This window comes from Ferdinandcohnia sp. Marseille-Q9671 (genome assembly GCF_976954385.1).
The window spans coordinates 625,955-640,743 of record NZ_CDRJTA010000004.1 but is presented as its reverse complement, the minus strand read 5'-3'; the positions used below and the strand labels follow the sequence as shown (position 1 = coordinate 640,743).

At 36.1% G+C, this 14,789-nt stretch carries 16 protein-coding genes; 3 read left to right on the top strand and 13 right to left on the bottom strand.

Going from position 1 to position 14,789, the window contains the following annotated elements; translation table 11 throughout:
- Window positions 1-47: 47 nt before the first annotated feature.
- The 5 genes from ACWNMY_RS18380 to ACWNMY_RS18360 all read right to left on the bottom strand — a co-directional run bounded on the left by ACWNMY_RS18380 (window position 48) and on the right by ACWNMY_RS18360 (window position 5,391).
- Window positions 48-1,676: a S8 family serine peptidase gene (locus ACWNMY_RS18380; RefSeq protein ID WP_449539704.1), complete on the bottom strand. Its 1,629-nt coding sequence runs from the start codon at window positions 1,674-1,676 to the stop codon at window positions 48-50.
- Window positions 1,677-2,239: 563 nt separating this feature from the next.
- Complete coding sequence (locus ACWNMY_RS18375) at window positions 2,240-2,695, bottom strand: hypothetical protein (RefSeq protein WP_449539703.1); 456 nt, start codon at window positions 2,693-2,695, stop codon at window positions 2,240-2,242.
- 342 nt (window positions 2,696-3,037) lie between these two features.
- On the bottom strand, window positions 3,038-3,478 hold the full coding sequence (locus ACWNMY_RS18370; RefSeq protein WP_449539702.1) for a hypothetical protein: 441 nt from the start codon (window positions 3,476-3,478) through the stop codon (window positions 3,038-3,040).
- Between the two features lie 97 nt (window positions 3,479-3,575).
- Window positions 3,576-4,169: a YdeI/OmpD-associated family protein gene (locus ACWNMY_RS18365; protein WP_449539701.1), complete on the bottom strand. Its 594-nt coding sequence runs from the start codon at window positions 4,167-4,169 to the stop codon at window positions 3,576-3,578.
- 364 nt (window positions 4,170-4,533) lie between these two features.
- Window positions 4,534-5,391, bottom strand: coding sequence for a metallophosphoesterase (locus ACWNMY_RS18360; protein ID WP_449539700.1), 858 nt, complete (start codon window positions 5,389-5,391; stop codon window positions 4,534-4,536).
- A gap of 210 nt (window positions 5,392-5,601) precedes the next feature.
- Between ACWNMY_RS18360 and ACWNMY_RS18355 the strand changes: the two genes are divergently transcribed.
- Window positions 5,602-6,078, top strand: a complete 477-nt coding sequence (locus ACWNMY_RS18355; protein WP_449539699.1) for a hypothetical protein — start codon at window positions 5,602-5,604, stop codon at window positions 6,076-6,078.
- Here ACWNMY_RS18355 and ACWNMY_RS18350 read toward each other — a convergent pair.
- The 4 genes from ACWNMY_RS18350 to ACWNMY_RS18335 form a co-directional block, all read right to left on the bottom strand.
- On the bottom strand, window positions 6,075-6,254 hold the full coding sequence (locus ACWNMY_RS18350) for a hypothetical protein (protein WP_449539698.1): 180 nt from the start codon (window positions 6,252-6,254) through the stop codon (window positions 6,075-6,077). The genes ACWNMY_RS18355 and ACWNMY_RS18350 overlap by 4 nt on opposite strands.
- 40 nt (window positions 6,255-6,294) lie before the next feature.
- Window positions 6,295-7,092 carry an alpha/beta hydrolase gene (locus tag ACWNMY_RS18345; RefSeq protein WP_449539697.1) on the bottom strand — a complete coding sequence of 266 codons (798 nt, stop codon included), beginning with the start codon at window positions 7,090-7,092 and terminating at the stop codon, window positions 6,295-6,297.
- On the bottom strand, window positions 7,079-7,870 hold the full coding sequence (locus tag ACWNMY_RS18340) for an alpha/beta hydrolase (protein ID WP_449539696.1): 792 nt from the start codon (window positions 7,868-7,870) through the stop codon (window positions 7,079-7,081). Before ACWNMY_RS18340 ends, ACWNMY_RS18345 begins: the two co-directional genes overlap by 14 nt.
- Before the next feature lie 67 nt (window positions 7,871-7,937).
- Window positions 7,938-8,468 (bottom strand): hypothetical protein, encoded by a 531-nt coding sequence (locus tag ACWNMY_RS18335; protein ID WP_449539695.1) that lies wholly within the window; start codon window positions 8,466-8,468, stop codon window positions 7,938-7,940.
- Window positions 8,469-8,592: 124 nt separating this feature from the next.
- On the opposite strand from ACWNMY_RS18335, the gene ACWNMY_RS18330 reads away from it, so the two are divergent.
- The gene (locus tag ACWNMY_RS18330; protein ID WP_449539694.1) at window positions 8,593-9,807 is read left to right on the top strand and encodes a translocation protein TolB; all 1,215 of its coding nucleotides are present in this window, start codon (window positions 8,593-8,595) and stop codon (window positions 9,805-9,807) included.
- A gap of 114 nt (window positions 9,808-9,921) precedes the next feature.
- Here ACWNMY_RS18330 and ACWNMY_RS18325 read toward each other — a convergent pair whose 3' ends face one another.
- The 3 genes from ACWNMY_RS18325 to ACWNMY_RS18315 form a co-directional block, all read right to left on the bottom strand.
- On the bottom strand, window positions 9,922-10,368 hold the full coding sequence (locus ACWNMY_RS18325) for a WapI family immunity protein (protein WP_449539693.1): 447 nt from the start codon (window positions 10,366-10,368) through the stop codon (window positions 9,922-9,924).
- 75 nt (window positions 10,369-10,443) lie between these two features.
- The gene (locus tag ACWNMY_RS18320) at window positions 10,444-10,698 is read right to left on the bottom strand and encodes a hypothetical protein (RefSeq protein ID WP_449539692.1); all 255 of its coding nucleotides are present in this window, start codon (window positions 10,696-10,698) and stop codon (window positions 10,444-10,446) included.
- Between the two features lie 258 nt (window positions 10,699-10,956).
- Complete coding sequence (locus ACWNMY_RS18315; protein ID WP_449539691.1) at window positions 10,957-12,537, bottom strand: FAD-dependent oxidoreductase; 1,581 nt, start codon at window positions 12,535-12,537, stop codon at window positions 10,957-10,959.
- Between the two features lie 246 nt (window positions 12,538-12,783).
- Between ACWNMY_RS18315 and ACWNMY_RS18310 the strand changes: the two genes are divergently transcribed.
- Window positions 12,784-12,963: a hypothetical protein gene (locus ACWNMY_RS18310; protein ID WP_449539690.1), complete on the top strand. Its 180-nt coding sequence runs from the start codon at window positions 12,784-12,786 to the stop codon at window positions 12,961-12,963.
- Between the two features lie 92 nt (window positions 12,964-13,055).
- Here ACWNMY_RS18310 and ACWNMY_RS18305 read toward each other — a convergent pair whose 3' ends face one another.
- The gene (locus ACWNMY_RS18305; protein ID WP_449539689.1) at window positions 13,056-14,672 is read right to left on the bottom strand and encodes a PAS domain S-box protein; all 1,617 of its coding nucleotides are present in this window, start codon (window positions 14,670-14,672) and stop codon (window positions 13,056-13,058) included.
- Between the last annotated feature and the right edge of the window lie 117 nt (window positions 14,673-14,789).

Sequence of the window (14,789 nt, the reverse complement as noted above, 5' to 3'; positions counted from 1 at the left end):
AGGGGCCAAGATTTGGCCCCTTCATGTTTGGTATCATTACTATCGGATCAATAGATTCTAAATGTTTTAGAAGCCGAACTGCTAGAGTACCCGCTTTTTGATGCTGTTGCATCCACACGATACGTACCTGTTGCTGTGGAGTAGCTCGTTCCAACAGACCAAGTCGCTACACCTGAAGAGTTTGTTGTAGCAGTTGAAGTAATCGTTGTGCCGTTTGGACGAGTGATTTTGAAATTCACTGTTGCGCCAGCTACGGCAGCTCCATTTGAATCCTTTACTGTGCTTGAAACATGAATGGTCTCACCACGGTAATAGTAGCTATAGTTTGTAAATACGGTTGTAACTGTTTCTGTTGATGCAGGCGGTGGTGGAGGTGTTGATCCGCCCCCTCCAGAAGCAGCCACTACTGCTGCATGTGCATCAACAATACCATACCCATATTGAGTAAAGCTTCCTGCTGATTGTGCTGTGTCACGTAAAATTTGTCTTGCTTCAGAAACAGAGATGTTAGGATTCGCTGCTCTTATTAATCCTGCTACCCCTGCCACGTGAGGAGTAGCCATTGATGTCCCCGATAATGTTGAATAACGGCCGTTTGGATAGGTGCTGTAAATACTTGAACCCGGTGCCATCAGCTCTAATCCTGACCCATAATTTGAGAAGCTTGAACGTGTACGATTCGATGTTACAGACCCTACTGCAATTACACTGCTGTATGCAGCCGGGTATGAAATACTAGATGCTCCATCATTCCCAGATGCAGCAACTACGATTGTTCCTTGTGCAGCAGCTGTTTGGACAGCCTCATCCATACTCTGATTGTATCCACCGCCACCAAGTGACATATTGATGACGTCTGCATCAATATCGGCAGCATATAAGATTCCTTGTGTAATTCCATACAACGAACCGCTTCCATCATCACCTAATACTTTTACCGGAATAAGGGTGGCATTTTGCATTACGCCAGAAACAGATCCATAACTAGCAATCGTTCCCGCAACATGGGTACCATGACCTTGAACATCCATTGTCGTACCACCTACAAAACTTCTGCCTAAGCTTGTGTTTACAAAATTTGCTAAGCTAGGGTGATTATGGTCAATTCCTGTATCCAACACCGCAACCTTCACTGCGCTAGACCCGTTTGTCACACCCCATGCCTGTGGAGCCTTAATCATGTTGTAGTGCCATTGCTGATTCTGGTGAACAGCTTGGATTGTTGCTGTCCCTTCAATTGCCATCATCTTATGGTTTTCGGAAATATATCTCACTTTGAAACCAAGGTCCATTAGTTGTTGTTTCAATTCTTTTTTTGCTATATTGCTAGATTTAAACGTATCTGGAGAGTATTTAATTAAGTAGACCAAGCCCATTTTTTCGACTACTTTTTTATTAAAGTTTTTACTAATAAGTGGTTTGATTGAGGTATCCTCTACGTGAAGTGAATCAATAATTGAAAATCCTGATGCTTTTAAGACATCTTCATTTCCTTTTAAACTATCCGAGCTTTGAATCGAGACGTCGGCCTTTTTCTTCGGTTCTACCGAAACAATTAGTTCACCTTCAACAAAATTCTGATTCCCTTTCGCTTCTGGTTGGTTTGCAAATGTTGTCCCAGCAAACATCGTTAACACTAATAAAACTACAATTGAAATACTTACAATTTTCTTCATCCACATACCTCCGTTAATCTTTTCTTTTTACCCAAAGAAATAGATGATTTTCGTTGAAGCACTCCTTTCTATGTATGTATATACAGTTAAAAAAGTAATAAAGAAAGAAACACATTCTATCTTTTTACTTTTGGACTGTCACGACCTATCTACTTGGGAGTCTAATTTAGGATTCTTTGAGGAATTGTTGAGTAGATGTTGAATGCGTTATGCTAATGTAACGTTTGTAAAGTTCTCTGTCCTCCATTACACTACTATCTTTCGTGGATTACGGTCAATATTTTTTGTAAATTCAGTTATTTGTTACCAAGTTCTTTCTTTATGATACGTATCCGTACGGGCCTAATTAGCTAAATGAAGAGACAATCTTATAGTAGGATAGTCTTTTACAAGAAATCACCGCTTTGATGCGGTGAATGGAGGTACTATGAGGATTAGTTAGGAGGAATTATATAATATGAATGAAATGGTTAATGAATATAAAAAAAGAGCCCCAATCACCATGCAAATTTGCATAATTACGGCTCTTTCATTTTATACCCAATTATTTAAAAATAAATAATTTAGTAGTTCTTACTTTTCAATAGGGGCTCCCCAACTAAAAGTATAAGTTTATCAGTCATTTCTTTAGACAACGTATAAATTGTATGCGTATCATCGGTATTCATCAATGTAGTCCTTTGTGAGGTTTGGTCTATCCATAAATCAAATCTTTGCTCACTTTCATTTCCATAGACAACATCTACTATATAATCTGGATTAGACATATTTGCTATACCGTCTTCTTTCACAGCACTCGATAGGATACTTCTAAATGATTCAATATAATCTTCATTTTCAGACGCAGTTACAGTACTTTTACTTGAATCTGAAATAATAACCTCTGTTATCTTCGAATCTAGTAGCAATGTTATATTGTCTTGGTGTAGTTCAGGTTTTTGAGTTTTACTTGTAGATTGGCAACCAAATAGAATAACAAAAATTAAAATTAAAAATAATAGCATGGTGAATTTTTTCAAATTATATATCCCCCATTCCCTTACTAAAACTTGCTTTAAAGACTTATCTTATTTAGCCTGTAAGTTGAAAATCAAGTTTGATCAAATAAAGTCGTGTTATATTATTTTTATAAAGAATAGTAGGAAGGCGGAGTTTTTACTAAATACTGAAGTGTAAAAGGGTTAAAGTAAAGTTATATCCGTTACTGTTGTCGGTGCGTTTTTTTATTTTATTGATTCCTGTACTTTTTTCTTTTTACGTATAATCATCTTTTATAGCCTACCGTAGCTTCCTTACTAACGCCACAATCTACCTTGCGTTACAACTATACTTCCCTACCCATTCGTACATCCATTTTTCTTTTACTGTTCACTCGTTTTTGCTTTCTTCATTCGTTGTATAATGTAAACACCAATTGCTAGTATGATAAGAAAAGGTAAAATATATATAGCTACATTCATCCAATGAAAAGGCGCTTCGTTAACATAAACGGCTTTTACCCACTGCTTTTTCTCGATTTCAACAGCAATTGCTGATTCAGTAGGCGTACCACTAATTTCATAATACTTTGTTCCTTTTGGATAAGAATTTGATGCATTACCATAGAAATTCCCTGTCATATCGTTAGGTTTTGTTTTAACTTCCCCGATGACTTTCCCTATTTCAGTTTCAATCATATTTTCGTCTGTGACTTCATATACATTTCCATTCCATACGACAAAAGAATACGCCCAACTTAGTGCCTGAACAGTAGATGTAAACGAAAATAGAACGAATATAAAAAACAATAGCTTTCTTTTCAAACGCATCCTTCTCCTTTATCCACTACATTTTAAAATACAGCTAAATCAACAATTACTTTACATTGTCTTCGCATCTTGTTTCGACGCTTTATTTAACCTAATCATTTAATCCTTTACCATCTAGAATTTGTTGCATATATTTCTCAACCCTTGACACTCGAGTTTTTGATTGTTTGGGTTGTGAGAAGTACAGTATGTATTGCCTTTGCCTACCTGGAGTTAATGCTTCAAAAGCAGTTTTTAATCCAGGAATATCGACGAATTTATTTTGAAGTTCTTCTGGAATGGTGTATTCTGAAATCTCTTTTAACTTCACCTCCATTCCGTTTTTTTCAACTTCAATCGCTTCGAAAATATACGCTTTCAAAATCGATTCCATTTCATCTATTTCCTGAACGTTTGTGAACCGAATCTGACGTTGCGTCTGCGAACTCTCACCTGGTTTAATTAAAATAGAGTGAGGATCCTTTAATAAAACTCCTTTGAAAAACATAAGTGCACAATATTCTTTAAATCCTTGTATGATAACTATGTTGCTTTTTTCGAACATGTAACAAGGCTTGTTCCACTTTAACTCTTCGGTTAGTCCACTGTCATGAATGATCATTCGTAACTTTTCAGTTTCTTCCTGCCACCTCGTTGCTTCCCTTATATATTCATCCACCTTGGGATTCATTCGATTATTTGTCATCAAGGAGCACCCCTATTTCCATTAATTTATTACCAAAATGTATCTTCTTATTTTAGCATTTCGTATAAAACATGAATCCTACTTGGGATAATAATCCTTTATCAATCACTCTAGCGTCATTATATTACCTTCTACAAAATAGAAAATCCTCCTTGAATTATCGTGGTTCAATTCTACTTTGGGAGCCAGTTTTCTTACGTAATTTATCGTTGAGGTTGTAATAATAAAACCATATCAATATCAAAAAACGTGTTTGTTGGTGAGCTTCTTGTTAAAACATGCCTTTGTTATCCAGTTCCTTGATTTCTTCAGGAATATTATAAGACAATTTCATATTTACTTAGCTCAACACGGCATTAGCTACCTACTCATCTGAACTCAATGTGACAACCACTATTTCTGGACGATTAAAAACCCTTATCGGAATTATACTGTTTCCAAGCCCTCTATTTACGATCATCGTTGTGCTATCTAATCGGTATGTCCCAGATGTATACGTTGGAAATAATCCTTGGTCTGGAGCAATTAAACCACCCACAAAAGGAATTCTGAACTGTCCACCGTGTGCGTGTCCCGAAAAAACAACATCAAACCCATACTCACGGTAAAGAGAAAACATTTCAGGTCTATGTGATAACAGAATTTGAAAACTAGGTTTTCCCTTTATCCCTTTTATTGAATTCATGATATTTTCTTCCGTTATAGCCCTTTCTGTATATGATTCGGTTCCATACGTCGGGTCATCAATACCTATCATTTGAATTTTGTCTTTTCCAATGGTGATTTCCTCTCTTGTATTTCTCATTACGTTGACACCAATACTGATTAACTTTCTCTCTAGTATATCGAACTCCCCAGACCACCGTTCATGATTACCTGTCACATAGTAAACTGGAGCGATCTGAACCAATCTTTCCATCAAATGTAAACTAGGATCCTCATCATATCTGTCTGAATCTATTAAATCTCCTGTAAAAACAATCAAATCTGGTCCTGTCCTTTTCACCTTTTTAAGTAAGTTGTTTTGTTCGTTTCCGAAAGACTTATTGTGAAGGTCAGATAATTGAACAATTTTATAGCCATTAAAACTTTGTGGAACCTTGTCAGAGCGCACCGTGAATTCACTTGTTACAATGGAATTGTTTTGAAAATAAAAAAAGAACAGGATCAGAACTATGCCAATGAAAAATGATACCCACAGCTTTTTCGTTTTTTTCTTCATGATGTATCTCCTCTATATTTATTATCTACTTATTTATTGTTTTGTACTTCAATCATTACAACAGAAATAAGCGATAATCCTTCTAAGACTATCGCGCAGTTAAAAAGCAGGAATATCATGTCGTATTGATTTAGATTCAAGTAGCCACAATGAAAATTGTTACTTAATTTCTCTCTTGGTTTGGGGAACAATATCTTTGAGGTGGTCTACATGATAAGGAATGTGTTGGTATCTTTATTTATTTTTCAAATAATTTCAACTACTGTTATGGCTCAACCTGCCCAGCAAATACAAGTATTTGATGTCAAACAAGGAGAGGTTATACAACATGTTGAACGAAACACAGAAATACAAAAAGAAGTAGAAATATTTCTTGAACGAATAACAGGCGTATTTTCTAAATACAATCCAATTCCTTCTAGTGGATACATGATAAGAATTCCACTAGAACCAAATATCGTATTGAGAAACAAATGGTTTGACGACCTTGTAGATGAAGTAACGATTGTTTTATCTGGTCAAGATGATCCATATTTAATGATATTTGACGATGAAAACAAACCTTATTTCTTACTATTTGAAGGCAATATAGATAAGCTATTGGCATTATTTTACACCATAGACCTCATTGAATTGGGGTCTTTTTTACCTATTAAATCTACAATTGCATACTTTTACATACGTTAGGAATCTGTATTTCTAGAAGTAACTAGTTTGTTTGCTGCATAAGAAATTACAAATATTGTAACACCTATTAATATGGCCCTTACTACATTATTCTCAATGAAAATTACGATTAAAACTGCAATAATACCGGAGATTAGCGAGGAGATACACGCACTTTTTAAATTAAATGTTTTCATTCTAGTCTATCCCCCTACTTTTTGATTAATCGCCTTATCTTTACATCCCGATATATTTCGTTTCATCCTGCTCAAGATCAAGAAACTTCAAAAATCGTATAATCTCCATATCCCAGAAGTCCCATGTATGACCGTATCCTTCAGCACTTTGATATGTATAGTCATAGGTATGCTGTAACCCATAAAAGAAGTCCCGCAACGTTTCATTTAAATCCAACCACGGATCGAGACTGCCACATGCATGATAGATCCTAGGTAATTCTTGCCCTGATTTAGCTGCTTGAACAGCTAGGTACTTAAGGTCATGATGTGTGTTCTTGATATCACCGTCACCAAATACTTCGATACGTCCTTGCGCCTTCTTAGATCCATCATTCACAAAAGGAACATCCGCCTTATCTCCTGCTGACAATGCTCCAATAGCTGAGTATAGGTCTGGCCTTGCTAAACCAATTCGTAAGCATCCATAGCCACCATTCGAAAAACCAGATATGTAGTTATCATTGCGTTCCGGAGAAAGTCTTGGAAACAATTGTTGCATGATAATAGGGAGTTCCTCCGTCATATACGTGTAGAACTTTCCCCCATGTTCCATGTCCGTAAAGCATGAGTTCATCCCTCCAGGCATAATAACCGCAAGTCCATATTGGATCGCATAACGTTCAATAGTACTCATCCGATGCCACGCGGTCTCATCGCCAGAACCACCATGAAGTAGCCATAAAACCTTATGTTTTGTATCTTTACGAAAGGGCTGCTTTTCCTGTGGATGAATGACATGTACAGGTACTTCCATACTCAACACTTCGGAATATACATAAGTTTCAATCCAGGCCATTCAGAGTCCCCCTTTTTACAATACTTGGCTTATTTTGAGCTAACCATGTAAGAAACATTTCTAATGAGGAATCCCATTGTTTCCAGCCCTTATTCCCAATTGTCGTTTTAGAGAAATGTGGTTGAAGTCCACATTTTTCCAAATGCCGGTAAAAATGTTCATTCTCCTTTACAAATTCATCTTCAGAATCAGTAGACAAATAGATTTCTGGAACAGGCTTGGTCGTGTTTAGGAAGGAATCTACAATTGCGTACAGGTCATGAGAACTTCCTTTCAACTCATCCAAGTTTCCAAAGACGTCTGTAGCCTTTTCATGTTCTAATCGATTTACTATTCCCATGACATCGATTGGACTTGAATAGGAAGCAGCAACACTAAAAACATGTGAAGCTGACAGACCAGCTTTCATTGCCCCATACCCGCCAATACCATTACCCGCAATAAATCGGTCGCTTCGATCTTGACCTAAGGGAAACATGTTCTCACAAATCGATGGTAACTCCTCCGTGATAAATGTAAAATATGGTTTTCCATTTTGCATATCACTATAGTAGCCAAGGTGTCCCGCCGGCATTACAACTGCGAGGGATAAATCTTCAACATATCTTTCTACACATGATTTACGTAACCATGAAGAATGTCCATCGCCCATATCATGTAAGAGATACAGAGTTGGGTAGGTTTGAAGATTTCCAGAATGTGGTCGTGGCAAGATAACCTCCATTTCAACAGGCATACCTAATGTTTCAGAATAATAATGTACATGTAAACAAGCCATTTCAATCATCTACCTCTATAAAAGTTAATATTACTATCTTTCTAACTAAAAGAGAAAATTCCTTCTTTTACTTGAATGGAATATCATTCTGAATAAACTTTTGTTGAATTTTATTTACTTCTTGTACATATGACTTCTGTATTTCTAACGTCTCTACCTTCCCATTTTCAAATAGTAACTTAATCTTTTTTGTAGGTTCTTGGGTACTGTTACTATAAGTCGCTTCTTTAATGTCATTCCAATTATAAGTAGATTCAGACATAGATTTCCTAAATGTAATCTCATTATTTGAAATTAGTGTATAGTTTCCAAAACCAGCGTAGTACCCCATCCCCAATGCTGCTATCAAAAATAATATCCCTATATAGTTCCAAGCTTTATTTTCAAACAACATACCAATGCAAAATAAGACAAAAAAGGCAAATGCAATGAACATCAAAATATTTGAAATGATAGGAGTTAAAACTAAAAAGGTAGTACCGTGTTTAAAAAGCACGAGGTGTAGGAATTGAGGCCCTATAAATCCAAGTATGAAAGATAAAATTACAGTGATGACCAATAAAGCTACCCAATATGTTTTATCTATTTTTTGTAACATAAGCTCTTCTCCTCACTATGCAATAATAATATGTACGGATTATTATTGGAAAAAGTTTCATTTTTAATGCTAATTAACTAAGATAAAAATAGTAGGTCATCCTATCTATTAGGAGGGATGATTCGTGCGAATTTGTATATTTTTATTTATAATCTTATTCAGTTTTCATATACCGATAATGGTGAGTGCTAGTTCTCCACTCACTGCCGCATTTATACGTGACCATCAGCTATGGATCAAAAACGGAGATACTGAGATCCAACTCACCAAAGACAAATATGTTTATTCTCCAAAATGGTCATATGATGGACGATTTCTGGCTTATGTTGATAGTGATAAGCTTGGAGAGAAGGCGGAGTTATTCATTTATGACACAAAGGAAAAAGAAATTTATCAGCCCTATGTTACGGTTGAGACTAGGAATTTTAAATGGTCACCTAGTAAAAATCAATTAGCGTACAATTCACACGGCGTGTTAAATGTAACAAAAATGAAGAATGATCGCCCTGAGGGGTTTGAAAATGTTGCATTAGGGGTTAGTGATTTTGAGTGGTTTCCTATTGGGGAAAAATTTATCGTTTCGTCTCAAGCAAGCCTACGTCCAACAGGTTGGGGGCCGGTTCCACTTTATCAAATTCCTGTTGATGCAAACCTGGATACAAGTAAGATGAAGCCTTTTTATACCATCCAAACAAAAGAACCAGATTTATTTGCTATTTCGGCAGATGATTTTAAGTGGAGTTTTGACGGAAATTGGGTTAGTTTTTTAGCCACTCCCACTGCTTCGTGGTCAAATGACAGTAACACATTGTGTGTGTTGTCCTCAACAGGAAAGCAATTTCTAGCAATCGGAAAGATGCTTTGGTACCCCCAATGGATAAAGTGGGCTCCATCTGAAAATAAACTAGCCTATATTTCAGGAGAAGGTCGTTTCTTCGTCGAAAATAAAAAAACAGCCATTGCAGATATGCCTGCTGCTACCCAACAAAAGGAATATACCCCAAAAGGCTATGTTGACCTTAGTCTTGAATGGTTCTCTGAGAACGAGGTGATTGTATCCCGCTCAAAAGAGAATAAGGTGTGGAATGAAGGACCTGTTCCCACTATGTTCACGGCCCTATATACGATCAATTTAAAAACCGAGGAACAAAATCAACTCACGTTCCCAAAGAAGAATGAATTTGATCGAGATCCTCAAGTTGTTCATTCTACTCTAACTTGGCTTCGAAAAAGATCAGAGGAAGATCACGGAGATGTATGGGTGAAGGAAGGTTTAACCGGTAAAGAGCATATATGGATTAAAGATATTGATTCAGCCCCTACCTTTTTTATGCCTTAAATAAAGGACCTACTAGTAGTAGGTCCCTCAGTGACTGTTGACAAACGCTCGCATACTGCGTACAGTCTGGAAAAATAATTATATTAGTAATCTGTGAAAAATTGTGAAGACAAACTACTTGTTTATACCATTATCTGTACCATAGTTATCTGCAATTTTTTGTAACTGTTCTAATGTTGATTGCAAATAGGTTTGTTCGCTTTCAATCTCAAATTGGAGGATATTCTCTTGATTTGTTACTTCTTGAAAAAATCCTTTTATCCTTACCTGACCTAACGATGTAAAAGTAAGGTCTATTTTAAGTTTATTCTCTGATTCCGAGAAGGTAGCACTACCTGTTAAATTGTTATAGCATTCTTGTAGTTGAATGAAGAATGTGTATATTTGACCTGTTGAACACCAAAGTTCAGCATCTTTCACTAAATAATTTCCGCTCTTAATCTCAACCTTGCTTTTCACATCATATCCACCTAAATAACTTGTTTCAGTTGGATAACCATATACTTCAACAAACTCAATTCGTATAAATCCCTGTTTCCCCGCAATTATAAACTCTTTCACCTTTGCCAACTCTTTTCAAACGATTACTAATATACTTGATTCTCCCTACCAACCTAATCCATAAAAAATTACTGACTATACTTCTCTCTCCACCTTATTCACTTTACTAAGCAAACTAATGATTGCTCGAAACGCTACTGGAAAAAATATGGCCGCCATAATAAATCCAATAATTTCAATTGGATTGAGAAACGCTAGAATCAACTGAATAGATAGAGCAAAAAAATAAAATATTACAACCGCTTTATACATGAAATTAAAGTATTTAGAACGAAAGTTATCTTCTTTTTTAAAAGGCTTTCCAAACAGAAAATGAACCAATTTCTTCATTGATGACCCTCACCTTCACTTACCATTGCTTCTTCATTTATTTGATACTAGATTCATATAAAATCATAACATAAATATGGATAACCATGAGTGAAAACATGAACTTTTAATGAAATTGGATATACCTGTGTTTCTACATCTATTTTTAATCGTCCTTTATCGTCATACATATTCCTTCACCTTAATCCCACTCTACTATTAAAGACTACCTGATTAAAATTATAGAAGCACCTATCCTTTGGATAGGTGCCAATTAGTTTAATACCCCGAGTCCTCAGATGTCAGAATGTCTAGCATTGTGAAATCGTGCTGCTGTAATGGTTTCTCTGCAGGTCCTTCCAAGACCTCACCTGTATAGGAAAATCTCGAGCCATGACATGGACAATCCCACGATTTTTCCCCTTTGTTCCACTCTACCTCACAGCCCATATGAGTACAGGTAGTATCAACAACAAACAGCTTTCCGGTTTCATCTTTATAAGCCCCTTTACGCTCCCCGCCTACTGAAATAACAGCTCCTTCTCCGACTGGAATTTCGTCAGCATTTCGTTGAGGAAGATCCAATTTTCCTTTGATTAAATGCTTAACCACATTCGCATTTGTGACGAAGAACTTTTTCAGACTAGGATGAGCATAAAATCTCGAAGGTGAGTAGATGTCACGATAAGGATTCTTTCTTTTTAAAATGATATCTCTTAATAACAAGGCAGCTAGAGTACCACTCGTCATTCCCCATTTTCGATAGCCGGTTGCAACCAAAATCCTTGGTTCGCTCTCCGTAATTTCGCCAATGTATGGAATCTTATCCAACGTGACTAAGTCTTGCGCAGACCATCTATACTTAATGCTTTCAACATCAAATACTTGTTCACTAAACGTCCCTAACGAACTGTATTGTTCATCTGTATCTTGTAGTTCTCCGGTTACATGACCTCCACCAGCAACAAGAATGATTTCCTCCCCATTGTCACTTGCGGAACGTAATGAACGAACCGGTTTATCAGCACTAATATACATTCCTTCAGGATAATTGTCCTTTGTTTTGACACCAAGTATGTATGAACGATCTGCGTGCATTCTGGCAGAATACAATCCTCTTCCTTCATAGAATGGAAAATGGGAACAAGCAAGAGCAAAACCACCGGTTACCCGATTTCCATCTCGTGTAAGAACCGTTGGATTTTCACCTGGTTCTACATTAACGGCAACTGTTTGTTCAAAAATCAATCCGCCCTTTTCCTTAATAATTTGGACGAGATGTGTCAGATATTTTATTGGATGGAACTGTGCCTGATTTTTCATAACCAAAGCATTTTTCACTTTTATATCGAATGGAATGGAAGGAACTAGCTCGCCTTCAATTCCGATCTTTTTATAGGCTTCAGCTTCTTTTTCAAGCTTCTGTGCATACTCATCTGTCGTAGAGTAAATGATTGCATCTTGGTCTTTAAAATCACATTGTATTTGGTGCTCATTCACAGTTTTTCGCACAAATTCTAGCGCATCAATATTCGCTTCATAATAGAGTCTAGCTGTCGTTCTACCGAAATTTGTAATGAATTCATCGTAAATCAAATCATGCTGTGCCGTAATCTTAGCGGTCGTATGCCCGGTTGTACCGTTCAATATTTTATCCGCTTCTAATACAGCAACTTTCAATCCTTCATTTACTAACACATAGGCTGATGTAAGTCCGGTAATCCCACCTCCGACAATGACAACATCTACTTCAAGGTCATTCTCTAACTTCGGAAATTCCGGAATATCAACATGCGCTCTCCATAACGGCTCAATTTTTTCAGGAAGTTTTTTGTCATTAGACACAATAAACTCCTCCATTCTAAAATAATAATATTTGCCATTAGGTTTTCCAGTAATTTACGTATCATGCATGTTAAGGGAATGTAGGTTTCTATTAATAAAGAACCAGTTACCGGTATAAGTTATTAAATTTGTAATAGTTAGAAAACTCTCGAGCGGAAATATAGTTATATATGTTAATATCAGTTGAAAAGGTATGTGCTTAACGTAAGAGTATGCCTTGTTGATGAGAATTGTTTTTTATATAAAGAAAGGAGGATATTTATGGATACGTGGAAACTTATTTTAACTGCGTTAATGGCTGGTATCTACTCTGGTATTCTGGATGGAGTAGAAGCAAATTACGGACTTAGTCATTTTGTAAGTGCTAGTATATTAATACTGCTAACATTTATGACAGGATACCTGTTGGTTAAGATGCGGCCAAAAGTAGTAGCAGATTAAATAATAATCTTTTAAAGCATAAAAAATAGCAGAGCGAGCTCTACTATTTTGCTTATGCCTTGTAAAGACACACGAAGAATATTTAGCTAACACTATCTGTCATAAATTTTGTATAGGGTATTTGACTTCTTCGCGTGATACATTGCCATATCCGCATGACGAAGGAGTAATTCCATGTCTACCCCATGATCAGGATAAAAGACAACCCCTATACTGGTAGTTACTTGTACAATCGTATTTGCGATATATATAGGTTGTTTTATAACTTCAGCCATACTATTTGAGATTTCTCTTATTTCAGTTTCACTTTTTTGTCCGGGGAGTACTATTGCAAACTCATCTCCACCTAATCTATAGATGAGACCTGCAGAACCTAGGACTCCGGTTAATCGTGCAGTAACTTTTATTAAAGCTAAATCTCCAGCCTGATGACCATAAGAATCATTAACTGGTTTTAATCCATGCAAATCTAAATACATAATCGTAAACATTGTATCTTTGTTAATCTCTTCTTCTAAGTCTAATTGAAATCTCAGACGGTTTGGTAAATCAGTTAATGTATCATGATAGGCACGATAACGGATCAAATCCTCTTCTTTCTTTTTGTTTGTAACATCCCAAAACACTACCTGTACAGCTGTTTCTCCATCTAATTGAACAGGCATCCCATTCACTTCAACGTCTATTTCCCGGCCATCCAATCGAATAAATTTTTCATATAAGGTTGGAACACTCTGTCCATTTTTTTCAACACTTTCAATTCGTTTTGATGCAACAAGTCTGTAACTTGAATGGATTATATTCAAAATATGTAATCCGATTACATCGTTTAGTATTTCAGCTCCTAATAATCGTAACGCTGTTGTATTAGCATATTTAATTATGCCTTTTTGATGTACCAAAATCCCCAGTGGTGAAAATTCAACTAAATGTCGATAACGTTCTTCACTCTCTTTAAGTGCCTGTTCCATTTTTTTTCGCTCTGTGATATCACGGTAACTTAACATGATCGCTTTTTCACCTATATAAGTAATAGGAATTGCTGAAAGAACCACATCTTTAAGTTGTCCATTTTTACTACGAATTTTTATATCTATATCTAAAAGTGGTTTGTTATTGGCCAACATTTTCTCTATAGCCCTTTGGGCAATAGTAATATTTTTCTGTTCGATAATTTCTGCAATAGATTTCCCTACAATTTCTTTTGCAGTTGAACCAACTAGGTCCGCTGCAGATTTATTAGCATACATGATTATATCCTTGTTATGTACCATAATAGGATCTGGCGAATAAGTTAAAAGGTTCCGGAATCTTTCTTCACTTTCGATTAAATCGAGTTCCAAGCGTTTTCTTTCCATGATATCTTGTACTTGGGCAATTAAATATAGAGATTTATCTCCCTCTCGAACAATGGATACCGATAGAAACACCCATACAAGTTCCCCACTTTTATGAATATACCTCTTTTCCAGCTCGTATGAATCTCTTTTTCCATCAATTAATTCCTTTACAAAGGTAACATCTACTTCTATATCACCTGGATACGTTATAGCTTGAAACGTACTTGAAAGAAGCTCTTTTTCGCTGTAGCCAGTAATCTTGGATAACGCTGGATTCACCTTTATCCAATTTCCTTCTAGTGAAACTAACGCCATACCAATTGGTGAATAGTGAAAAGCTTGCTCAAATCTATCAATAAAATGTAACATAAAACTCCCTCTATTATTAAAATATCTATTATTGTTTAAATAGTAACATACTTCAGTTTCCACAAGTTTTTGTTTAGTACCACACAATAAAAATAATTATTTTTTTATGAAATATAA